This window comes from Pseudomonas sp. Z2-11 (assembly GCF_054161305.1).
The window spans coordinates 2,179,590-2,201,731 of record NZ_CP096395.1; the positions used below are offsets into that span (position 1 = coordinate 2,179,590).

The following is a 22,142-nucleotide window of genomic DNA, read 5'->3' on the forward strand; positions in this document are numbered from 1 at the left end:
CTCTTCAGCTATACCCCGGTCTAATTGTGGGAGCGAGCCTGCTCGCGAAGGCGGCCTGATAGCTGGCCGGGATTTTGTTGGCTGGGTACATATCCATTGCTGCGGTCACGGCTGCTTAGGGTTCCGCCCTTACGGCGGGTCACTTTTTTCAGACGCCAAAAAAGTAACCAAAAAGGCTTAGCCGGTATGACTCACCCACATAGGTTACAAATCAGTTCACTCACATAGGTAACAGTTTTTAACTGGCAGGGTCGGTTTTCGAGGATCTGACCATGCCATGGCGAGAGCTGAAACCTATGGACCTGAAACTGCTATTCATCGCGGACTACATCAAAGGCCCGCCAAGCTTCAGTGCGCTTTGCCAGGCTTACGAGATCAGTCGCAAGACTGGCTATAAATGGGTCGAGCGGTATGAGAAGGAAGGGCCGGCGGGACTGGAAGAACATAGTCGTCGTCGGCTTACCCAGGAATGGGTAGTGCCCCTGGCTGTCCGTGAGGCGATCATTGAATTACGCGGTCGGGGTGAGACAGAGCCTGGCCCCAAGAAAATTCAGGCGGCTTTGCTCGAGCGTTTCCCTGACCAGACGCCGCCATCAAAGACGTCGATCTACAACATTCTAAAGAAAGCTGAGCTGGTCAAACCACGCCGATTGCGTCAACGGGTGGCGGTTTATCCCAAACCACTGCAGAAAGCAGAGGCTCCCAACCAGCTATTCAGCGCCGATTACAAAGGCCAGTTCCTGACAGGTGCGGGTGTCTGGTGCTATCCATTGACGATCATGGACCATGCCAGTCGTTTCTTGCTCGCTTGCCACAGCATGGCTAACACCAACTTCCAGGAAACCCAGGCGGTGTTTACTCAGGTGTTTCGTGAGCATGGTCTGCCGGAGCGCATTCGTACCGACAATGGTGTTCCGTTTGCGAGCAAAGGGCGTGCGGGCCTTTCCCAATTATCCATCTGGTGGTTGCGTCTAGGGATCATTCCTGAGCGGATCGCACCCGGCAGGCCGGAGCAAAATGGCCGGCATGAACGTATGCATCGAACGTTGAAAAGTACTCTTCCGTCACCACCAGCGGTAGCGTGGGAGGCCCAACAACGGCACTTTGATCGTTTCAGGCAACATTACAACTATGAGCGTTTCCACGAGGCTCTAAAGCAGAAGACACCCGCGTCCTGCTATGAGCCTTCGTCCCGCCAATACCCTGAGAAGCTTCCTGATATGACCTACCCGAGCCATATCGATAGCCTCCAAGCGGACTGCTCGGGCATCGTCAATCGTCGTGGTCTAAGGATCTACGTCGGCTATGTGCTCAAGCACCAGACCATTGGACTGGAGCAAATAGAGGACGGGATCTGGGATGTTATCTTCGGCCCAATCATCCTTGGACGGATTGACGTAAGAGATGCCATTGATGGCTACGTGACACTCCGGGTGTTACCTATGTGAGTGCACTTTTTTGTAACCCATGTGGGTGATCCGTATATAGCCCCACCACTCGGTGCCTCGCCTAGGCTCGGCATGCCCTCACTCCGGCATTGCTCCGTGGGCCGCCGCGAAGGGCCATCCATGGCCCAGCGCGGCTAACCCGGCATCCATGCCGGGTTGCCCACTGCGCAATGCCTGCGTTCGGCCATCGTGGTTAACGGGGCGCCTCAGATCAAGATCAAGATCAAAAGCGAGGCGGCCTGACAGCCGACCTGTCTCTGTCGGCTCTGCCTCAATCCCCCTGTGGGAGCGGGCTTGCTCGCGAAGGCGGCCTGATAGCTGGCCGGGATTTTGTTGGCTGGGTACATATCCATTGCTGCGGTAACGGCTGCTTAGGGTTCCGCCCTTACGGCGGGTCACTTTTTTCAGACGCCAAAAAAGTAACCAAAAAGGCTTTGCCCCACCACTCGGTGCCTCGCCTGGGCTCGGCATGCCCTCACTCCGGCATTGCTCCGTGGGCCGCCGCGAAGGGCCATCCATGGCCCAGCGCGGCTAACCCGGCGTCCATGCCGGGTTGCCCACTGCGCAATGCCTGCGTTCGGCCATCGTGGTTAACGGGGCGCCCCAAATCAGGATCAGGATCAAGATCAGGATCAAGATCAAGATCGAAAGCGAGGCGGCCTGATAGCTGGCCTGTCTCTTTGGCTATAACCCCGATCTAATTGTGGGAGCGAGCCTGCTCGCGAAGGCGGCCTGACAGCGACCTGTCTCTGCCGGCTCTGCCTCAATCCTTCCTGTGGGAGCGAGCTTGCTCGCGATAGCGGTGAGTCAGTCAGCGCCTGAATTGAATGATGAATCGCAATCGCGAGCAAGCTCGCTCCCACAGGGGGAAATGTTGCCAGGGGGGGAATGGTGGTGGCCCCGGAAACACAAACCCCGGCACAGGGCCGGGGTTTGTGGTGTTTCCTTGCGACCTTAAACCAGCGCAGCAATCGCCGCGTTGAAGGTGTTGCTTGGGCGCATGGCCTTGCTGGTCAGCTCAGGGTTGGCGAAGTAGTAGCCGCCGATGTCCACTGGCTTGCCTTGGACGGCGTTGAGCTCGGCAACGATTTTTTCTTCGTTGTCGGTCAGGGTCTTGGCCAGGGTGGTGAACTGCGCCTTCAGGGCTGCGTCGTCATCCTGGGCGGCCAGTGCCTGGGCCCAGAACAGGGTCAGGTAGAAGTGGCTGCCGCGGTTGTCGATGCCGCCGACCTTGCGCGAAGGCGACTTGTTGCGGTCCAGGAATTCGCCAGTCGCCTGGTCGAGAGTCTTGGCCAGCACTAGTGCTTTCGGGTTGTTGTAGGTCACGCCCAGGTGTTCCAGGGATGCGGCCAGGGCCAGGAACTCGCCCAGGGAATCCCAACGCAGGAAGTTCTCTTCCAGCAATTGCTGCACGTGCTTGGGTGCCGAGCCGCCGGCGCCGGTTTCGAACAGGCCGCCACCATTCATCAGCGGCACGATCGAGAGCATCTTGGCGCTGGTGCCCAGTTCCATGATCGGGAACAGGTCGGTCAGGTAGTCACGCAGTACGTTGCCGGTCACCGAGATGGTGTCCTTGCCTTCGCGGGTACGCGCCAGGGTGAACTTCATCGCGTCGACAGGCGACATGATGCGGATCTCCAGGCCGCTGGTGTCGTGATCCTTCAGGTAAGCCTGGACCTTCTCGATCATCACGCCATCGTGGGCGCGCATCGGGTCGAGCCAGAAGATTGCCGGGGTGCTGCTGGCGCGGGCGCGGTTGACGGCGAGCTTGACCCAGTCCTGGATCGGCGCGTCCTTGGTCTGGCACATGCGGAAGATATCGCCAGCCTCGACGTTCTGCTCCAGCAGGGTGCGACCGTTGTTGTCCGAGACGCGGACCACACCGTCAGTCTTGATCTGGAAGGTCTTGTCGTGGGAGCCGTACTCTTCGGCTTTCTTGGCCATCAGGCCGACGTTCGGCACGCTGCCCATGGTGGTCGGGTCGAAGGCGCCGTGTTGCTTGCAGTCTTCGATCACGGCCTGGTAGATGGTCGCGTAGCAGCGATCCGGGATCACGGCCTTGGTGTCGTGCAGCTGGCCGTCGGTGCCCCACATCTTGCCGGAGTCACGGATCATGGCTGGCATCGAGGCGTCGACGATGACGTCACTCGGCACGTGCAGGTTGGTGATGCCTTTGTCGGAGTTGACCATCGCCAGTGCCGGACGAACGGCATAGACCGCCTGGATGTCGGCTTCGATCTGCGCCTGCTGCTCGGCCGGCAGGGCCTTGATGCGGGCGTACAGGTCGCCGATGCCGTTGTTCAGGTTGAAGCCGATCTGCTCCAGTACCTGGGCGTGCTTGGCCAGCGCGTCCTTATAGTACTCAGCCACGATCTGGCCGAACATGATCGGGTCGGAGACCTTCATCATGGTCGCCTTGAGGTGAACCGACAGCAACACGCCTTTCTGCTTGGCGTCTTCGATTTCGGCGGCGATGAAATTGCGCAGGGCATTTTTGCTCATGACCGCGCAATCGAGGATCTCACCGGCTTGGACGGTGGTTTTTTCCTTCAGGACAGTGGCAGTACCGTCCTTGGCGATCAGCTCGATCTTCACGCTGCCCGCGGCGTCGATCAGGGCGGCTTTTTCGCTGCCGTAGAAATCGCCGGTGCTCATGTGGGCCACGTGGGATTTGGAATCGGCAGCCCAGGCGCCCATCTTGTGCGGGTGCTTGCGAGCGTAGTTCTTCACCGACAGCGGCGCGCGGCGGTCGGAGTTGCCTTCGCGCAGGACCGGGTTCACGGCGCTGCCCTTGACCTTGTCGTAACGGGCGCGGACTTCTTTCTCGGCGTCGGTGGTCACGGTTTCCGGGTAGTCCGGCAGTGCGTAGCCCTGGGCCTGCAATTCCTTGATCGCGGCCTGCAGTTGCGGCACCGAGGCGCTGATGTTCGGCAGCTTGATGATGTTGGCTTCAGGCGTGACGGCCAGGTCGCCCAGTTCGGCGAGGTGGTCGGCTACGGCTTTGTCACCCAGTTGCTCGGGGAAGCTGGCCAGGATGCGCCCTGCGAGGGAGATATCGCGGGTCTCCACGGCGATATCGGCCGAAGCGGTGAAGGCTTCGACGATCGGCAGCAGCGAATAGGTGGCGAGGGCAGGCGCTTCGTCGGTGAAGGTATAGATGATCTTCGAGCGGGTGGGCATATTCGGATTAACTCTCTTCTTTGCTAAAGCATGCGCAGAAACTCGAGGGGCGCCGGGTAAGCGCGTTCGTTCAAAGTCATCCGTGAGCCGAATGTCGAGGTTTCTTCGCGGTGATGTTGGGTGCATCAGTCGAGCGTCAAGCGGTCGGGCCGCGGTAACGGTCCGGCTTTCAAATTGGCGGAAAGTCTCGTGATAGAGCCGTCAGCCGTCGTGACCCTGTGGTCAGCGGCGGCATTATACATAGGTAGCTGGCGATCTGCCGACGGTTCATAGACTTCCGTACACGTCCATTGGTCTAAACGTCGCAGGCCGCGGGGCTGGACTATGCTCAAGTTTGGCGCTTTTCCCTTGGTTTTCAGGCTTGTACGCGGCGAACTCGGTTTATTTGCCGAGGACGGGCCGAACGTAGGGTTTGCGTGCCGATACAACTGGGGTACGCTCGAACGCAGCCAGATGTTCAATCCAAGCAATGGAGTTCAGCATGGGGTATCAAAAGATTCAGGTTCCAGCCGTCGGTGACAAAATCACCGTCAATGCAGACCATTCTCTTAATGTTCCCGACAATCCGATCATCCCTTTCATTGAAGGTGACGGCATTGGCGTTGATATCAGTCCGGTCATGATCAAGGTTGTCGACGCCGCGGTCGAGAAGGCTTATGGCGGCAAGCGCAAGATTTCCTGGATGGAAGTCTATGCCGGTGAAAAAGCCACCCAGGTCTACGACCAGGACACCTGGCTTCCCCAGGAAACCCTGGACGCGGTCAAGGACTACGTGGTTTCCATCAAGGGCCCGCTGACCACGCCGGTCGGTGGCGGTATCCGTTCGTTGAACGTCGCGCTGCGCCAGCAGCTGGACCTGTATGTCTGCCTGCGCCCGGTGCGCTGGTTCGAGGGTGTGCCAAGCCCGGTGAAGAAGCCTGGCGATGTCGACATGACAATCTTCCGCGAGAACTCCGAAGACATCTATGCAGGCATCGAGTGGAAGGCTGGTTCGGCCGAGGCCACCAAGGTCATCAAGTTCCTCAAGGAGGAAATGGGTGTCACCAAGATCCGCTTCGACGAAGATTGCGGTATCGGCGTCAAGCCGGTTTCCAAGCAGGGCACCAAACGTCTGGCGCGCAAAGCCTTGCAATATGTTGTCGACAATGACCGCGATTCGCTGACCATCGTACACAAAGGCAACATCATGAAGTTCACCGAAGGTGCCTTCAAGGAATGGGCCTACGAAGTGGCGGCCGAAGAGTTCGGCGCGACCCTGCTCGACGGCGGGCCCTGGATGCAGTTCAAGAATCCGCGGACCGGCAAGAATGTCGTGGTCAAGGATGCCATCGCCGACGCCATGCTCCAGCAGATCCTGCTGCGCCCGGCCGAGTACGACGTGATCGCAACCCTGAACCTCAACGGCGACTATCTCTCCGACGCTCTGGCGGCCGAAGTGGGCGGTATCGGTATCGCGCCGGGCGCCAACCTGTCGGACACCGTGGCGATGTTCGAGGCCACCCACGGCACCGCGCCCAAATATGCCGGCAAGGACCAGGTCAACCCGGGTTCGCTGATCCTGTCGGCGGAAATGATGCTGCGTCACATGGGCTGGACCGAAGCGGCCGACCTGATCATCAAGGGCACCAACGGCGCGATCTCGGCCAAGACCGTGACCTATGACTTCGAACGCCTGATGGACGGAGCCAAGCTGGTATCGTCTTCCGGCTTTGGTGATGCACTGATTTCGCACATGTAGGCGGATCGTTACGCAACTGGAAACGCCCGGCTCGAGTGATCGATCCGGGCGTTTTGCCTGAGGAGGGGCGGGTGTGTCAGCCTTTTTCGGAGGCGCTGACGTGCTCCAGGGCGTTGACGGATTCGGGCGTGGCGTCGGCGTTGTCCTGCGCGACGGGCGTGATGGCGACTGCGTGTACGCCCTTGGGACCCTGGATCATGCTGAACGACACGGTTTGCCCGGCCTTCAAGGTCTTGTAGCCGTCCATCAGGATCGCCGAGTAGTGAGCGAACAGGTCTTCCTTATTCGGATCGCCATCGCGATTGATAAACCCGAAGCCCTTGGAGTTGTTGAACCATTTGACCTTGCCCTTGAATGTCATCCCGGTACCCGGCATACCAATATCCCTCTGCAACACACCCCGCCATGGGAGTATCATCCTGACCATCCGCCGTCGATCATTGAAATCGGATTGACTTCACGGACCTTTTTAACCCACGGTGGGCTCTATTGGTTGTAACACCGATTTGCCGATAGTCAAGGTGATCGGGCAGTAGCGGTTGAAATCGCCTGCAAGCGGCCCCATCACTGTATTCGCCAACTAAACGAACCTTTCTTTCCATGCATGCAATCAGCCAGATTCGACTAACATTCAATCAGGATCGCCCGGATCTACATGACGACGATTCAGCGGGTATTGCTGTTCAGGAATCAAAGCCCGCTTTACAGGCTCCACCGATGTACAAGGTGGTTTTGTTCAACGATGACTACACACCGATGGATTTCGTCGTCGAAGTGCTCGAGGTGTTTTTTAACCTGAATCGCGAGCTGGCGACCAAGGTCATGCTGGCCGTCCATACAGAGGGACGGGCAGTATGTGGAGTGTTTACCCGCGACATCGCCGAGACAAAGGCCATGCAGGTCAACCAGTACGCCCGGGAAAGCCAGCATCCGCTACTCTGTGAAATCGAGAAGGACGGTTAACGCCGACCACTTGGGTATGAGGTGAAGCTATGTTAAACCGCGAGCTCGAAGTCACCCTCAATCTTGCCTTCAAGGAGGCTCGTTCGAAGCGTCATGAATTCATGACCGTCGAACACCTGCTGCTGGCCCTATTGGATAATGAGGCTGCCGCCACCGTTTTGCGTGCCTGCGGCGCAAACCTCGATAAACTCAAGCATGATCTGCAGGAGTTCATCGACTCCACCACGCCATTGATCCCCGTTCATGACGAGGATCGCGAAACCCAGCCAACCCTGGGCTTCCAGCGTGTATTGCAACGTGCTGTCTTTCACGTACAGAGCTCGGGCAAGCGCGAAGTCACCGGCGCCAATGTCCTGGTCGCGATTTTCAGCGAGCAGGAAAGCCAGGCGGTCTTCCTGCTCAAGCAGCAGAGCGTGGCGCGTATCGATGTCGTCAACTACATCGCCCATGGCATCTCCAAGGTGCCCGGGCATGGCGATCATTCCGAGGGTGAGCAGGACATGCAGGACGACGAGGGCGGTGAGTCTTCTTCTTCAGGCAATCCCCTGGATGCCTATGCCAGCAACCTGAACGAACTGGCGCGCCAGGGCCGTATCGACCCGCTGGTCGGGCGCGAGGCGGAAGTCGAGCGCGTGGCGCAGATCCTGGCCCGGCGTCGCAAGAACAATCCGCTGCTGGTAGGCGAGGCGGGCGTGGGCAAGACCGCGATCGCCGAAGGCCTGGCCAAGCGCATCGTCGATAACCAGGTGCCGGACCTGCTGGCCAACAGTGTCGTGTATTCCCTCGACCTGGGTGCCTTGCTGGCCGGTACCAAATACCGCGGCGACTTCGAGAAACGCTTCAAGGCGCTGCTCGGCGAGCTGAAGAAACGTCCGCAGGCGATCCTGTTCATCGACGAGATCCACACCATCATCGGTGCCGGTGCTGCGTCGGGTGGCGTCATGGATGCCTCGAACCTGCTCAAGCCGTTGCTGTCTTCGGGTGATATCCGTTGCATCGGCTCGACCACGTTCCAGGAATTCCGTGGCATTTTCGAGAAAGACCGTGCTTTGGCCCGGCGTTTCCAGAAAGTCGACGTCTCGGAGCCGTCGGTGGAAGACACCATCGGCATCCTGCGCGGCCTGAAAGGGCGTTTCGAGCTGCACCACAGCATCGAATACAGCGATGAAGCGTTGCGCGCCGCCGCCGAGCTGGCCTCGCGCTACATCAATGACCGGCACATGCCGGACAAGGCCATCGATGTCATCGACGAGGCGGGTGCCTACCAGCGCCTGCAACCGGTGGAGAATCGCGTCAAGCGCATCGACGTGCCGCAGGTCGAGGACATCGTCGCGAAGATCGCGCGGATTCCGCCAAAACACGTCACCAGTTCCGACAAGGAGCTGCTGCGTAACCTGGAGCGCGACCTGAAGCTCACGGTGTTCGGCCAGGATGCGGCCATCGACTCGCTGTCGACCGCTATCAAGCTGTCGCGCGCCGGTCTCAAGTCGCCGGACAAACCGGTCGGTTCGTTCCTGTTCGCCGGGCCTACCGGTGTCGGCAAGACCGAGGCGGCACGGCAGTTGGCCAAGGCGCTGGGGATCGAGCTGGTGCGCTTCGACATGTCCGAGTACATGGAGCGTCACACCGTATCGCGGCTGATCGGTGCGCCTCCAGGTTATGTCGGCTTCGACCAGGGCGGCCTGTTGACCGAGGCGATCACCAAGCAGCCGCACTGCGTGCTGTTGCTCGATGAGATCGAGAAGGCGCATCCGGAAGTCTTCAACCTGCTGCTGCAGGTCATGGACCACGGTACGCTGACCGACAACAACGGACGCAAGGCGGATTTCCGCAACGTGATCATCATCATGACCACCAACGCCGGCGCTGAAACCGCTGCGCGCGCTTCGATCGGTTTCACCCATCAGGACCACTCGTCCGATGCGATGGAAGTGATCAAGAAGAGCTTCACGCCTGAGTTCCGTAACCGCCTGGACACTATCATCCAGTTTGGTCGCCTCAGCCATGAAGTCATCAAGAGCGTGGTGGACAAGTTCCTTACCGAACTTCAGGCGCAGCTCGAAGACAAGCGGGTGTTGCTGGAGGTTACCGATGCGGCCCGCAGTTGGCTCGCCGAAGGTGGCTACGATGTGACGATGGGAGCGCGGCCAATGGCTCGCCTGATCCAGGACAAGATCAAGCGTCCACTGGCGGAGGAAATCCTCTTTGGCGAACTGGCCGAGCATGGCGGTGTGGTCCACATCGACATCAAGGATGGCGAGCTGACGTTCGACTTCGAAACCACGGCGGAAATGGCCTGATCGTTACCTGCAGCAAAGTAAAAAGGCGCCGAGAGGCGCCTTTTTGCTATATGCGACACCGCAAACCCATGTGGGAGCGAGCTTGCTCGCGATGGCTGCGGCACATTCGACAACGATGCAAACTGACCCACCGCTATCGCGAGCAAGCTCGCTCCCACAGTGTTTCGGGGGGCAGCCATCAAATCGCGGGCAAACAAAAACGCCCGACATGAGCCGGGCGTTTTGTATTGACTTGTTAGCGAGCGCGGTAAGTGATGCGCCCTTTGCTCAAGTCATAGGGCGTCAGCTCGACGCGCACTTTGTCACCGGTAAGAATACGAATGTAGTTCTTGCGCATCTTGCCGGAGATATGCGCGGTTACGACGTGCCCATTTTCCAACTCCACACGAAACATGGTGTTGGGCAGGGTGTCGACGACAGTGCCTTCCATTTCGAAGCTGTCTTCTTTCGACATGCAGTAAAGCCCTCGGTATCCAGTGAATGGCCCGGTGCAACTGCGCCAGGCAAAAGCGGCGTGCATTGTGCCCGAAAAAGGGGGGGCAAGCCAAGGGGTTCTTGGGATACTCGACGAGTCGGGTACTTGCATCGGGGCACTCATTGCGAGCGAGCCCTTAGTTCAGGACAACCCACCGCTGGTTGATCAGCAATTCAATGGGCCGATATTGGGTCTTGTAGTTCATTTTTTTGCAGTTCTTGATCCAGTAGCCCAAGTACACCGCATCCAGGCCCAGGCGCCGGCACTCGTTGATCTGCCAGAGAATCGCAAAACGTCCCAGGCTGCGTTTTTCTTCGTCGGGCTCATAGAACGTGTACACCGCCGAAAGCCCATTGGGCAGCAGGTCGGTGACGGCGATGGCGACCAGTCGGCCGTCGAGGCGGAACTCGTAGAAGCGCGAGAACGGCAGGTCGCGCACCAGGAACGTCGAGAATTGATCCCGGCTGGGCGGGTACATGTCGCCATCGGCGTGGCGTTGCTCGATATAGCGCTGGTACAGGTCAAAATATTCTTCGGTAAATTGCGGCTTGGCCGGGCGCACCTGCAAGTCGGCGTTGCGCTTGAAAATACGCTTTTGCTGGCGATTGGGTGTGAATCGCGCCACGGGAATGCGCGCCGGAACGCACGCATTGCAGTGTTGGCAATGGGGCCGGTAAAGATGATCGCCACTGCGCCGAAAGCCCATTTCCGACAGGTCTGCGTAGACATGCACATCCATGGGCTGGCTCGGGTCGAGGAACAGGGTCGTGGCCTGCTCCTCCGGCAGATAACTGCAAGAGTGAGGTTGAGTGGCATAGAACTTCAAGCGCGCCAACTCGGTCATGATCAACCCTCGGGATAAAACTTCAATTCAAGTGTAAGCCAGTCGCGCGAATATCGCTCAGCAAAGCCAGGTGGCCTGGTTGGGCTGGTCCAGGTGTGCCTTCAAGTAATCGGCAAACGCCACGCGGGGAATCGACCGGGCGCCCAGGCTGTGCAGGTGCTCGGTGGGCATCTGGCAGTCAATGAGCACGAAACCCGCTTCCTTGAGATGTTGGACCAGGGTTGCGAAGCCGAATTTCGACGCATTGTCGGCCCGGCTGAACATCGACTCGCCGAAAAACAGCTGCCCCATCGCCAGGCCATACAAACCGCCCACCAACTGGTCCTGGTCCCAGACCTCCACCGAATGGGCGAAGCCACGCCGGTGCAGTTCCAGATAAGCGTTCTGCATGGCGTCGGTGATCCAGGTGCCGTCGGCATAATCGCGGGGTGCGGCGCAGGCTTTGATGACCGCGGCGAAGTCCCGGTCGAACGTCACTTGATAGCGCTGCTTGCGCAACAGCTTGTTCAGGCTACGGGAAACATGCAGTTCGTCGGGAAACAGCACGGTGCGCGGGTCCGGTGACCACCACAGGATCGGCTGCCCCTCCGAGAACCATGGAAAGCAGCCGTGGCGATAGGCCTGGATCAACCGATCGGCGCAAAGGTCTCCGCCGGCGGCCAGCAAGCCATTGGGGTCGCGCATGGCTTTTTCCAGCGGTGGGAAATCGAACGTGTTGCGTTGTAACCAGGTCAGCATCGTTATCCGGACTTGCAGAAGGGGAGGGGAGCGGGCCCTGTCATAGGCCCGCCCTAGAGGTTAACCGTCAAACGGCCGGGATGTCATCGAGATACTTCTCTGCGTCCAGCGCGGCCATGCAGCCGGCGCCAGCGGACGTAATGGCCTGGCGATAGACGTGGTCAGCCACGTCGCCGGCGGCAAAAACACCTTCGATGTCAGTGGCGGTGGCATTGCCTTCGCTGCCGCCACGCACAATCAGGTAGCCGTCGCGCATCTGCAACTGGCCCTGGAACAGATCGGTGTTGGGTTTATGTCCGATGGCGATGAACACTCCGGCCAGGGATAACGTGCTGGTATCGCCCGTCTCGCTGTGCCGCAGGCGCGCGCCGGTCACGCCGCTGGCGTCACCCAGCACTTCATCCAGGTTCTGGTTCCAGTGCAGGCGGATATTGCCGTTGGCTGCCTTTTCGAAGAGCTTGTCCTGCAATATCTTTTCCGCGCGCAGCTTGTCGCGGCGGTGAATCAGGTGAACTTCCCTGGCGATGTTCGACAGGTACAAGGCTTCTTCAACCGCCGTGTTACCGCCACCGATAACGGCCACCACCTGGTTTCGATAAAAGAAGCCATCGCAGGTCGCGCAGGCGGACACGCCTTTGCCGGCGAAGGTTTCCTCCGACGGCAGGCCCAGGTATTGAGCCGAGGCGCCAGTGGCGATGATCAATGCGTCGCAGGTATAGGTGCCGCTGTCGCCGACCAGTTCGAACGGTCGCTGTTGCAACTTGGCGGTATGGATATGGTCGTAGACGATCTGCGTGTCGAAGCGCTCGGCGTGCCGCTGCATGCGCTCCATGAGTACGGGGCCGGTCAGGCCTTCGACATCGCCGGGCCAGTTATCGACTTCGACCGTGGTGGTGAGCTGGCCACCGGCCTGTATGCCGGTAATGACAACGGGTTTGAGGTTGGCGCGGGCCGCATAGACAGCCGCGCTGTACCCTGCAGGGCCGGAACCGAGAATGATCAGGCGTGAATGCTTCGCTTCGCTCATAAAAAACACCTCATAAGCCTTTGTCACAAAAGAGAATGCATGCTCAAATTGGCGCCCGATGACCCATTTCTGGCCAGGTTGTCGCCGGGCGCGCGGGCAATGCCTCGGGCAAGACAAACCCGTACAATGCTTGAGTTTTGAACGCAGGACGGGCAAAAGGTCAAATCTTCGGCAACACCTGCGGTTTTCCGGACGCATGCCACAGTGGTAAAACATGCCTCAGTGGTAAAAGTAGTACCGGTTGAGCACATTCACTTTTTTTACCTGCTCCCCGTGGGCAGTTTTTATAGTCATTCAACAGATGGACGCGCCATTGGCGCAGGAAAAGAAGCGTTTTGAAGAAATCCACCGCAGCACCCAAGACAGTCGTTCCGCTCTGGCGTCAACAATTGCACTACCGGCTCAAGGAAGGTGCGTTGATCGCCATTGGGGCCTTGTGCCTGTTCCTGATGATGGCCTTGCTGACCTACGGCAAGGACGATCCGGGCTGGAGCCACAACAGCAAGATCGAAGACGTGCAGAATTTCGGCGGGCCGGCCGGTTCCTACAGCGCTGACATCCTGTTCATGGTGCTGGGCTATTTCGCCTATATTTTCCCGCTGCTGCTGGCGATCAAGACCTATCAGATTTTCCGCCAGCGCCATGAGCCCTGGCAGTGGAGCGGCTGGCTGTTCTCCTGGCGCCTGATTGGCCTGGTGTTCCTGGTGTTGTCAGGCGCCGCGCTGGCGCATATCCATTTCCACGCACCCACCGGCCTGCCGGCCGGGGCGGGTGGTGCGCTGGGCGAGAGCCTTGGTGATCTGGCGCGCAATGCCCTGAATATCCAGGGCAGCACGCTGCTATTCATCGCACTGTTCCTCTTCGGCCTGACGGTGTTCACCGACCTGTCCTGGTTCAAGGTCATGGACGTGACCGGCAAGATCACGCTCGACCTCATCGAATTGATCCAGGGTGCGCTGAACCGCTGGTGGGCGGCGCGCAACGAACGCAAGCAACTGGTGGCGCAACTGCGTGAAGTGGACGATCGGGTCCATGACGTCGTGGCGCCCACCGTTCCGGACAAACGCGAGCAGGCCAAGGTCAAGGAACGCCTGATCGAGCGTGAGCAGGCCCTGAGCAAGCACATGTCCGAGCGCGAAAAGCAGGTGCCGCCGGTCATCACCATGGCCCCGGCCAAGCCGCCGGAGCAGAGCAAGCGCGTGCAGAAGGAAAAACAGGCGCCGCTGTTCGTCGACAGCGCGGTGGAAGGGACCTTGCCACCGATTTCGATCCTCGATCCTGCCGAAAAGAAACAACTCAATTATTCCCCCGAATCCCTGGCGGCCGTCGGTCACCTGCTGGAGATCAAGCTCAAGGAGTTCGGTGTCGAGGTGTCGGTGGATTCGATCCATCCGGGTCCGGTCATCACCCGTTACGAAATCCAGCCGGCCGCCGGCGTCAAGGTCAGCCGTATCGCCAACCTCGCGAAGGACCTGGCGCGCTCCCTGGCGGTCACCAGCGTGCGGGTGGTGGAAGTGATCCCGGGCAAGACCACCGTGGGCATCGAGATTCCCAACGAGGATCGCCAGATCGTGCGCTTCTCCGAGGTGCTCTCGACCCCCGAGTACGATAATCACAAGTCACCGGTCACCCTGGCCCTGGGCCACGACATCGGTGGCAAGCCGGTCATCACCGACCTGGCGAAGATGCCTCACCTGCTGGTGGCCGGTACCACCGGTTCGGGTAAGTCGGTGGGGGTGAACGCGATGATCCTGTCGATCCTGTTCAAGTCCGGCCCGGAAGACGCCAAGCTGATCATGATCGACCCGAAGATGCTCGAATTGTCGATCTACGAAGGCATCCCGCACTTGCTGTGCCCGGTGGTCACCGACATGAAGGACGCGGCCAACGCCCTGCGCTGGAGCGTTGCCGAGATGGAGCGCCGCTACAAGCTGATGGCGAAGATGGGCGTGCGCAACCTGTCGGGCTTCAACGCCAAGGTCAAGGAGGCCGAGGAAGCCGGCACGCCGTTGAGCGACCCGCTGTACCACCGCGAAAGCATCCACGACGAAGCACCGCTGTTGCACAAGCTGCCGACCATCGTGGTGGTGGTGGACGAATTCGCCGACATGATGATGATCGTCGGCAAGAAGGTCGAAGAACTGATCGCCCGTATCGCCCAGAAAGCCCGTGCGGCCGGTATTCACCTGATCCTCGCCACGCAACGTCCGTCGGTGGACGTGATCACCGGTCTGATCAAGGCCAACATCCCGACCCGCATGGCGTTCCAGGTGTCGAGCAAGATCGACTCGCGGACCATCATCGACCAGGGCGGCGCCGAGCAATTGCTCGGCCACGGTGACATGCTCTACATGCCGCCCGGCACCAGCCTGCCGATCCGTGTCCACGGTGCGTTCGTCTCCGATGAGGAAGTGCACCGCGTGGTCGAAGCCTGGAAGTTGCGTGGCGCGCCTGAATACAACGACGACATCCTCAACGGTGTCGAAGAGGCCGGCAGCGGTTTCGAGGGCAGCAGTGGCGGCGGTGACGACGATGCCGAGACCGATGCGCTCTATGACGAAGCGGTGCAGTTCGTCCTGGAGAGTCGCCGTGCCTCGATTTCCGCCGTACAGCGCAAGCTGAAGATCGGCTACAACCGCGCCGCACGCATGATCGAGGCCATGGAAATGGCCGGGGTCGTGACGGCCATGAACACCAACGGCTCGCGCGAAGTGCTGGCGCCGGGCCCGATGCGCGACTGACAACCCGGGCGGCGTGATGACGCGCCGCTCGCCCCCCACGAATTCATGAGGACTCCCATGCGCCTGATTCGCATGCTGTTGTTGCCCGTATTGGCCTTGTCCACGTTGTCGGTCCATGCCGATGATAAAGACGTGGCGCGCCTGACCCAGTTGCTGGAGAAATCCCAGACCCTCACGGCACGTTTTTCCCAATTGACCCTTGATGGCAGCGGTACTCAGTTGCAGGAAACCGCAGGCGACATGGCCTTGCAGCGTCCGGGCCTGTTCTACTGGCATACCGATGCACCCGCCGAACAGCTGATGGTCTCTGATGGCAAGAAAGTCTCCCTATGGGACCCGGACCTCGAACAGGTGACCATCAAGACCCTCGACCAGCGCCTGACCCAGACGCCGGCGCTGCTGCTTTCCGGTGATATTTCCAAGATCAGCCAGAGCTTCGACATCAGTTCCAAGGAAGCCGGTGGCGTGATCGACTTCACTCTCAAGCCGAAGACCAAGGACAGCCTGTTCGACAGCCTGCGCCTGTCGTTCCGCAACGGCCTGGTCAACGACATGCAACTGATCGACAGTGTCGGCCAGCGCACCAACATCCTGTTCACCGGGGTCAAGGCCAACGAGCCGATCGCCGCGTCCAAGTTCAAGTTCGACATCCCCAAGGGTGCGGATGTGATCCAGGAATAACGCTGTAACCCTTGTGGGAGCGAGCCTGCTCGCGAAGGCGGCGGATCAGTTGACAATGACGTAGCTGACACACCGCTTCGCGAGCAGGCTCGCTCCCACAAGGGATCGTGGTGTTCAATTGTTCAACTGATCGGCAACAGGACCCAGCGGAGGTTGTGTAAGTAATCATGGACCTGTTTCGAAGCGCCCCGATTGCCCAGCCATTGGCCGCCCGCCTGCGGGCCACCAACCTGGATGAGTACGTCGGCCAGGAACATGTGCTCGCCCGCGGCAAGCCCCTGCGCGAAGCCCTGGAGCAGGGCGCCCTGCATTCGATGATCTTCTGGGGCCCGCCGGGGGTCGGCAAGACCACCCTGGCGCGGTTGCTGGCGGAAGTCTCGGACGCGCATTTCGAAACGGTGTCGGCCGTGCTGGCCGGGGTCAAGGAGATTCGCCAGGCGGTGGAAATCGCCAAGCAGCAGGCCGGCCAGTACGGCAAGCGCACCATCCTGTTCGTCGATGAAGTGCATCGCTTCAACAAGTCGCAGCAGGACGCCTTCCTGCCCTATGTCGAAGACGGCACGCTGATTTTCATCGGTGCCACCACCGAGAACCCTTCGTTCGAACTCAACAACGCCTTGCTGTCCCGCGCGCGGGTCTACGTGCTCAAGAGCCTCGACGAGGCGGCGATGCGCAAGCTGGTGCATCGCGCGCTTACCGAAGAGCGCGGCCTGGGCAAGCGCCACCTGAGCCTCAGCGACGAAGGTTTCCAGATCCTGTTCAGCGCTGCCGACGGAGATGGTCGGCGCCTGCTCAACCTGCTGGAAAACGCTTCGGACCTGGCCGAAGACGACAGCGAGATCGGTGTCGAGCTGCTGCAAAGCCTGCTGGGCGATACCCGGCGCCGCTTCGACAAGGGCGGCGAGGCGTTCTACGACCAGATTTCGGCGCTGCACAAGTCGGTGCGCGGCTCCAACCCGGACGGCGCGTTGTACTGGTTTGCGCGGATGATCGATGGCGGTTGTGATCCGCTGTACCTCGCGCGCCGTGTAGTACGCATGGCCAGCGAAGACATCGGCAATGCCGATCCGCGCGCGCTGAGCCTGTGCCTGGCAGCCTGGGACGTGCAGGAACGCCTCGGCAGCCCGGAAGGCGAGCTCGCCGTGGCCCAGGCCATTACCTACCTGGCCTGCGCGCCGAAAAGCAACGCCGTCTACATGGGCTTCAAGGCGGCGATGCGCAGCGCCGCCGAGCACGGCTCTCTGGAAGTGCCGTTGCACCTGCGCAACGCGCCGACCAAGCTCATGAAACAGTTGGGCTACGGCGAGGAATACCGTTACGCCCATGACGAGCCTGACGCTTACGCCGCCGGCGAAGACTATTTTCCCGAGGAACTCGACCCCCAGCGGTTCTATCAGCCGGTGCCCCGTGGCCTGGAGCTGAAGATCGGCGAGAAGCTCAACCACTTGGCGCAATTGGACCGATTGAGTCCACGGCAGCGGAGAAAACCGTGATCCCCTTGATTCTCGCAGTCTCCGCCGGCGGCGTTGCCGGTACATTGTTGCGTTTCGCCACGGGCAACTGGATCAGCGCAAATTGGCCGCGGCACTTCTATACCGCGACGCTGGCCGTTAATATCGTGGGCTGTCTGCTGATCGGCGTCCTATACGGCCTGTTTCTGATTCGCCCCGAAGTGCCCATCGAGGTGCGCGCGGGGTTGATGGTCGGCTTTCTTGGCGGCCTGACGACTTTTTCATCCTTTTCACTGGATACGGTGCGCCTGCTGGAAAGCGGGCAGGTGCCGCTGGCCCTGGGCTATGCGGCCATCAGCGTGTTCGGCGGGCTGCTCGCCACCTGGGCCGGCCTGTCCCTGACCAAACTTTGATAACGAGAGACCGACATGCTCGATTCCAAACTGTTACGTAGCAACCTTCAGGACGTAGCGGACCGCCTGGCATCCCGTGGCTTTGCCCTGGATGTCGCGCGCATCGAAGCGCTGGAAGAACAGCGCAAGACCGTCCAGACCCGCACCGAAGCCCTGCAGGCTGAACGTAACGCGCGCTCCAAGTCCATCGGTCAGGCCAAGCAGCGCGGCGAAGACATCGCGCCGCTGATGGCCGATGTCGAGCGCATGGCGGGCGAGTTGAGTGCCGGCAAGACCGAACTGGACTCGATCCAGAGCGAGCTTGATTCGATCCTGCTGGGCATCCCGAACCTGCCTCACGAATCGGTGCCGGTGGGTGAAGACGAAGACGGCAACGTCGAAGTACGTCGCTGGGGCACGCCGAAAGCCTTCGATTTCCCGGTACAGGACCACGTCGCCCTGGGCGAGAAATTCGGTTGGCTGGATTTCGAAACCGCCGCCAAGCTGTCGGGCGCGCGTTTCGCCCTGCTGCGCGGGCCGATCGCCCGTCTGCATCGCGCACTGGCGCAGTTCATGATCAACCTTCACGTCACCGAGCACGGCTACGAAGAGGCCTACACACCTTACCTGGTCCAGGCGCCGGCGCTGCAAGGCACCGGTCAGTTGCCGAAGTTCGAGGAAGACCTGTTCAAGATCGCTCGCGACGGCGAAGCCGATCTGTACCTGATCCCGACCGCCGAAGTCTCGCTGACCAACATCGTTGCCGGCGAAATCGTCGACGCCAAGCAACTGCCGATCAAGTTTGTCGCCCACACGCCGTGCTTCCGCAGTGAAGCCGGCGCATCTGGCCGTGACACCCGCGGGATGATCCGCCAGCACCAATTCGACAAGGTCGAGATGGTGCAGATCGTCGAGCCGTCGAAATCCATGGAAGCCCTGGAAAGCCTGACCGCCAACGCCGAGAAGGTCCTGCAACTGCTCGAGCTGCCGTATCGCACCCTGGCGCTGTGCACCGGCGACATGGGCTTCAGCGCGGTCAAGACCTATGATCTGGAAGTCTGGATCCCGAGCCAGGACAAGTACCGCGAGATTTCCTCGTGCTCCAACTGCGGTGATTTCCAGGCCCGCCGCATGCAGGCGCGCTTCCGCAACCCGGAAACCGGCAAGCCGGAACTGGTCCATACCCTCAACGGCTCCGGCCTGGCGGTGGGTCGTACGCTGGTCGCCGTGTTGGAAAACTATCAGCAGGCCGACGGTTCGATCCGGGTGCCTGAAGTGCTGAAGCCGTACATGGGCGGCATCGAGGTCATCGGCTAAATGGACTATCTGCCACTGTTCCACAACCTGCGCGGCAGCCGCGTGCTGGTGGTCGGCGGCGGCGAGATTGCCCTGCGCAAGTCTCGCCTGCTGGCGGATGCCGGTGCGCTGCTGCGGGTGGTCGCACCCGACATCGAACCGCAGTTGCGGGAACTGGTCAGTGGCAGCGGCGGCGAATGCGTGCTGCGTGGCTACGTCGAAGCGGATATGGACGGCTGCGGCCTGGTCATCGCCGCCACCGATGACGAGCCGCTCAATGCCCAGGTTTCGGCCGACGCCCACAAGCGCTGCGTACCGGTCAACGTGGTGGACGCGCCTGCGCTGTGCAGCGTGATCTTCCCGGCGATCGTCGACCGCTCGCCTCTGGTTATTGCGGTGTCCAGCGGCGGCGACGCGCCGGTGCTGGCACGGCTGATCCGCGCCAAGCTGGAAACCTGGATTCCATCGACCTACGGGCAACTGGCCGGCCTGGCGGCGCGCTTTCGCAATCAGGTCAAGCAACTGTTTCCCGATGTGCAGCAACGGCGGGCATTCTGGGAAGAGGTTTTCCAGGGCCCGATCGCCGACCGTCAACTGGCCGGGCAGGGCGCCGAGGCCGAGCGGTTGCTGCGCGAGAAGATCGACGGCCAGGCGCCGAACGCGCCGGGCGAAGTCTATCTGGTAGGCGCCGGGCCGGGTGACCCTGACCTGCTGACCTTCCGCGCGCTGCGCCTGATGCAGCAGGCGGATGTGGTGCTTTACGACCGTCTGGTGGCCCCGGCGATCCTCGAGCTGTGCCGGCGCGACGCCGAGCGGGTTTACGTCGGCAAGCGCCGGTCCGAGCACGCGGTGCCCCAGGACCAGATCAACCAGCAATTGGTCGACCTGGCCCGGCAGGGCAAGCGTGTGGTGCGGTTGAAGGGCGGCGATCCGTTCATCTTCGGTCGTGGCGGCGAAGAAATCGAAGAACTGGCGGCCCATGGCATCCCGTTCCAGGTGGTCCCGGGCATTACGGCGGCCAGTGGTTGCGCGGCTTACGCCGGGATCCCGCTGACCCATCGCGACTACGCCCAGTCGGTGCGTTTCATCACCGGCCATCTCAAGGACGGCAGCAGCGATCTGCCCTGGGCGGACCTGGTATCGCCAGCGCAGACCCTGGTGTTCTACATGGGCCTGGTGGGGCTGCCGGTGATTTGCAACGAATTGATCAAGCACGGACGCGCGGCAGACACGCCGGCGGCGCTCATCCAGCAAGGCACGACTTCAAACCAGCGGGTGTTCACCGGTACCTTGGCGGACCTGCCGCGGCTGGTGGCCGAGCACGAGGTGCATGCGCCGACATTGGTGATCGTCGGGGAAGTGGTGCAGTTGCGCGAGAAGCTGGCTTGGTTTGAAGGGGCACAGGGGCAGGTCTGAAGACCGCGCCGCGCCCTTCGCGAGCAGGCTCGCTCCCACAGGGGACTGTGTGTAACCACGGATTGTGGCCAACACTGATCAACTGTGGGAGCGAGCCGGGACTGTCAGAAATTTTGTGTTCGGGCATAACATGCTGAAGAGGTGCATGTATGCCAACCAAAAAGAAGACGGCCTTGGAGGCCAAAGCCGAGCTCCCTTCGATCCCGAAGGAGCTGATTGATCAGTTCGTCAAAGGCCCAATGACTGCCGAGGCGATTCAGGATGCGTCGATGGCCTTCAAGAAGGCGCTTATCGAGCGAGCCCTGGGCGCAGAGCTGGGCCACCATCTTGGCTATCCTCAGGGCGCGGAGCGTCCCGAGGAGTCGAGTAACCAGCGCAACGGTAAAAGCGGCAAGACCGTTCTGACAGACGACGGTCCGCTTCGTCTGGAGATTCCCCGTGATCGCGATGGCAGCTTTGCGCCGATCCTGATTCCCAAGCATGAGCGGCGCTTTACCGGGTTCGATGACAAGATCATCGCCATGTACGCTCGGGGCATGACGGTTCGCGAGATTCGCGCGTTTCTCTTGGAACAGTACGGGACAGATGTCTCGCACGACTTCATCAGTTCGGTCACCGACGCGGTGATGGAGGAGATCGGCGCCTGGCAGCAACGACCGCTTGAGCAGATGTATCCGGTCATCTTCTTCGACGCGTTGCGGGTCAAAATCAGGGAAGAAGGACTGGTCCGCAATAAGGCCATCTACTTGGCCTTGGGCGTATTACCGGACGGAACCCGCGATATCTTGGGCATCTGGATCGAGACAACGGAAGGCGCCAAGTTCTGGATGAAGGTCTTCAATGACCTCAAGACACGCGGAGTCGAAGATGTGCTGATTGCCGTGACCGATGGTCTCAAAGGCATGCCAGAAGCCCTGAGCGCGGTGTTTCCTGAGACGACTTTGCAAACCTGCATCGTACATCTGATCCGCAACAGCCTCGACTATGCAGCCTGGGACAAACGTCGGGAACTGGCCAAAGCGCTTAAGCCGATCTATCAAGCGATCAACGCCGAGGCCGCCGAAGCGGCTTTGGACTCGTTCGAAAATGGCCCCTGGGGCAAACAGTACCCAACCATCGTAGCTGCCTGGCGACGCGCCTGGGATCGAGTCATCCCGTTTTTTGTCTTTCCGCCCGCCATCCGGAAAGTGATTTACACGACCAATGCAATCGAGAGCATCAACGCTCAACTGCGCAAGATCATTAAAACGAGGGGGCACTTCCCAACCGATGAAGCTGCCACCAAGTTAATCTGGCTGGGCTTGCGCAATATAACCGCAAACTGGGGCAGTGCAGCCCATGACTGGAAAAGCGCCATGAATCAGTTCGCGATCCTGTACGGGGATCGGTTCATCAGGCCGACGTGGTAAATGAAGGTCTGCCTAACGGCAGGCCGTTACCGGCCCGCACACA

General features: G+C 60.4%; 17 protein-coding genes. 11 read left to right on the forward strand and 6 right to left on the reverse strand.

Annotated elements, in window-relative coordinates; genetic code table 11:
- Window positions 1–272 precede the first annotated feature (272 nt).
- Entirely contained in the window at window positions 273–1,448 is a 1,176-nt protein-coding gene (locus M1E16_RS09785) for an integrase core domain-containing protein (protein ID WP_458129049.1), read from the forward strand.
- Window positions 1,449–2,402: 954 nt separating this feature from the next.
- Here M1E16_RS09785 and M1E16_RS09790 read toward each other — a convergent pair.
- Window positions 2,403–4,628: an NADP-dependent isocitrate dehydrogenase gene (locus M1E16_RS09790; protein WP_434603720.1), complete on the reverse strand. Its 2,226-nt coding sequence runs from the start codon at window positions 4,626–4,628 to the stop codon at window positions 2,403–2,405.
- A gap of 481 nt (window positions 4,629–5,109) precedes the next feature.
- Here M1E16_RS09790 and icd point away from each other — a divergent pair, with 481 nt between their 5' ends.
- Entirely contained in the window at window positions 5,110–6,366 is a 1,257-nt protein-coding gene (gene icd, locus M1E16_RS09795; protein WP_305495545.1) for an NADP-dependent isocitrate dehydrogenase, read from the forward strand.
- Window positions 6,367–6,442: 76 nt separating this feature from the next.
- On the opposite strand, the gene M1E16_RS09800 is transcribed toward icd, so the two are convergent.
- A complete protein-coding gene (locus tag M1E16_RS09800) occupies window positions 6,443–6,742 on the reverse strand; it encodes a cold shock domain-containing protein (protein WP_434624690.1) in 300 nt (99 codons plus the stop codon).
- A 224-nt stretch (window positions 6,743–6,966) separates the two neighbouring features.
- Between M1E16_RS09800 and clpS the strand changes: the two genes are divergently transcribed.
- Together clpS and clpA are read left to right on the forward strand one after the other, a co-directional pair.
- Complete coding sequence (gene clpS / locus M1E16_RS09805) at window positions 6,967–7,329, forward strand: ATP-dependent Clp protease adapter ClpS (protein WP_305495541.1); 363 nt, start codon at window positions 6,967–6,969, stop codon at window positions 7,327–7,329.
- 29 nt (window positions 7,330–7,358) lie between these two features.
- The gene (gene clpA / locus M1E16_RS09810; RefSeq protein WP_305495539.1) at window positions 7,359–9,629 is read left to right on the forward strand and encodes an ATP-dependent Clp protease ATP-binding subunit ClpA; all 2,271 of its coding nucleotides are present in this window, start codon (window positions 7,359–7,361) and stop codon (window positions 9,627–9,629) included.
- A 235-nt stretch (window positions 9,630–9,864) separates the two neighbouring features.
- On the opposite strand, the gene infA is transcribed toward clpA, so the two are convergent.
- From infA to trxB, 4 genes are all read right to left on the reverse strand, one after another.
- Window positions 9,865–10,083 (reverse strand): translation initiation factor IF-1, encoded by a 219-nt coding sequence (gene infA / locus M1E16_RS09815; protein ID WP_002553999.1) that lies wholly within the window; start codon window positions 10,081–10,083, stop codon window positions 9,865–9,867.
- Between the two features lie 157 nt (window positions 10,084–10,240).
- Window positions 10,241–10,948 carry an arginyltransferase gene (locus M1E16_RS09820; protein ID WP_305495537.1) on the reverse strand — a complete coding sequence of 236 codons (708 nt, stop codon included), beginning with the start codon at window positions 10,946–10,948 and terminating at the stop codon, window positions 10,241–10,243.
- 57 nt (window positions 10,949–11,005) lie between these two features.
- A complete protein-coding gene (gene aat / locus M1E16_RS09825; protein WP_458129759.1) occupies window positions 11,006–11,686 on the reverse strand; it encodes a leucyl/phenylalanyl-tRNA--protein transferase in 681 nt (226 codons plus the stop codon).
- Window positions 11,687–11,753: 67 nt separating this feature from the next.
- Entirely contained in the window at window positions 11,754–12,713 is a 960-nt protein-coding gene (gene trxB, locus M1E16_RS09830; protein ID WP_434603730.1) for a thioredoxin-disulfide reductase, read from the reverse strand.
- A gap of 335 nt (window positions 12,714–13,048) precedes the next feature.
- On the opposite strand from trxB, the gene M1E16_RS09835 reads away from it, so the two are divergent.
- The 7 genes from M1E16_RS09835 to M1E16_RS09865 all read left to right on the forward strand — a co-directional run bounded on the left by M1E16_RS09835 (window position 13,049) and on the right by M1E16_RS09865 (window position 22,099).
- Entirely contained in the window at window positions 13,049–15,454 is a 2,406-nt protein-coding gene (locus M1E16_RS09835; protein ID WP_305495532.1) for a DNA translocase FtsK, read from the forward strand.
- A gap of 57 nt (window positions 15,455–15,511) precedes the next feature.
- Window positions 15,512–16,135: an outer membrane lipoprotein chaperone LolA gene (lolA, locus tag M1E16_RS09840; RefSeq protein ID WP_458129760.1), complete on the forward strand. Its 624-nt coding sequence runs from the start codon at window positions 15,512–15,514 to the stop codon at window positions 16,133–16,135.
- Window positions 16,136–16,302: 167 nt separating this feature from the next.
- A complete protein-coding gene (locus M1E16_RS09845; RefSeq protein ID WP_434603736.1) occupies window positions 16,303–17,628 on the forward strand; it encodes a replication-associated recombination protein A in 1,326 nt (441 codons plus the stop codon).
- Window positions 17,625–17,999, forward strand: a complete 375-nt coding sequence (crcB, locus tag M1E16_RS09850; RefSeq protein WP_207961507.1) for a fluoride efflux transporter CrcB — start codon at window positions 17,625–17,627, stop codon at window positions 17,997–17,999. The genes M1E16_RS09845 and crcB overlap by 4 nt, the downstream gene beginning before the upstream one ends.
- A 15-nt stretch (window positions 18,000–18,014) precedes the next feature.
- On the forward strand, window positions 18,015–19,295 hold the full coding sequence (gene serS, locus M1E16_RS09855) for a serine--tRNA ligase (RefSeq protein ID WP_458129761.1): 1,281 nt from the start codon (window positions 18,015–18,017) through the stop codon (window positions 19,293–19,295).
- On the forward strand, window positions 19,296–20,690 hold the full coding sequence (cysG, locus tag M1E16_RS09860) for a siroheme synthase CysG (RefSeq protein WP_434569007.1): 1,395 nt from the start codon (window positions 19,296–19,298) through the stop codon (window positions 20,688–20,690). It begins immediately after the preceding gene.
- Between the two features lie 149 nt (window positions 20,691–20,839).
- On the forward strand, window positions 20,840–22,099 hold the full coding sequence (locus M1E16_RS09865; protein WP_434577927.1) for an IS256 family transposase: 1,260 nt from the start codon (window positions 20,840–20,842) through the stop codon (window positions 22,097–22,099).
- Window positions 22,100–22,142 lie beyond the last annotated feature (43 nt).

Bases quoted from the DNA above. Each gene is read 5' to 3' on its own strand.
- aat (WP_458129759.1), bottom strand. From the start codon at position 11,686: ATGCTGACCTGGTTACAACGCAACACGTTCGATTTCCCACCGCTGGAA.
- trxB (WP_434603730.1), bottom strand. From the start codon at position 12,713: ATGAGCGAAGCGAAGCATTCACGCCTGATCATTCTCGGTTCCGGCCCT.
- M1E16_RS09800 (WP_434624690.1), bottom strand. From the start codon at position 6,742: ATGCCGGGTACCGGGATGACATTCAAGGGCAAGGTCAAATGGTTCAAC.
- icd (WP_305495545.1), top strand. From the start codon at position 5,110: ATGGGGTATCAAAAGATTCAGGTTCCAGCCGTCGGTGACAAAATCACC.
- clpA (WP_305495539.1), top strand. From the start codon at position 7,359: ATGTTAAACCGCGAGCTCGAAGTCACCCTCAATCTTGCCTTCAAGGAG.
- cysG (WP_434569007.1), top strand. From the start codon at position 19,296: ATGGACTATCTGCCACTGTTCCACAACCTGCGCGGCAGCCGCGTGCTG.
- M1E16_RS09790 (WP_434603720.1), bottom strand. From the start codon at position 4,628: ATGCCCACCCGCTCGAAGATCATCTATACCTTCACCGACGAAGCGCCT.
- M1E16_RS09785 (WP_458129049.1), top strand. From the start codon at position 273: ATGCCATGGCGAGAGCTGAAACCTATGGACCTGAAACTGCTATTCATC.
- M1E16_RS09865 (WP_434577927.1), top strand. From the start codon at position 20,840: ATGCCAACCAAAAAGAAGACGGCCTTGGAGGCCAAAGCCGAGCTCCCT.
- M1E16_RS09845 (WP_434603736.1), top strand. From the start codon at position 16,303: ATGGACCTGTTTCGAAGCGCCCCGATTGCCCAGCCATTGGCCGCCCGC.
- infA (WP_002553999.1), bottom strand. From the start codon at position 10,083: ATGTCGAAAGAAGACAGCTTCGAAATGGAAGGCACTGTCGTCGACACC.
- lolA (WP_458129760.1), top strand. From the start codon at position 15,512: ATGCGCCTGATTCGCATGCTGTTGTTGCCCGTATTGGCCTTGTCCACG.
- clpS (WP_305495541.1), top strand. From the start codon at position 6,967: ATGCATGCAATCAGCCAGATTCGACTAACATTCAATCAGGATCGCCCG.
- M1E16_RS09820 (WP_305495537.1), bottom strand. From the start codon at position 10,948: ATGACCGAGTTGGCGCGCTTGAAGTTCTATGCCACTCAACCTCACTCT.
- serS (WP_458129761.1), top strand. From the start codon at position 18,015: ATGCTCGATTCCAAACTGTTACGTAGCAACCTTCAGGACGTAGCGGAC.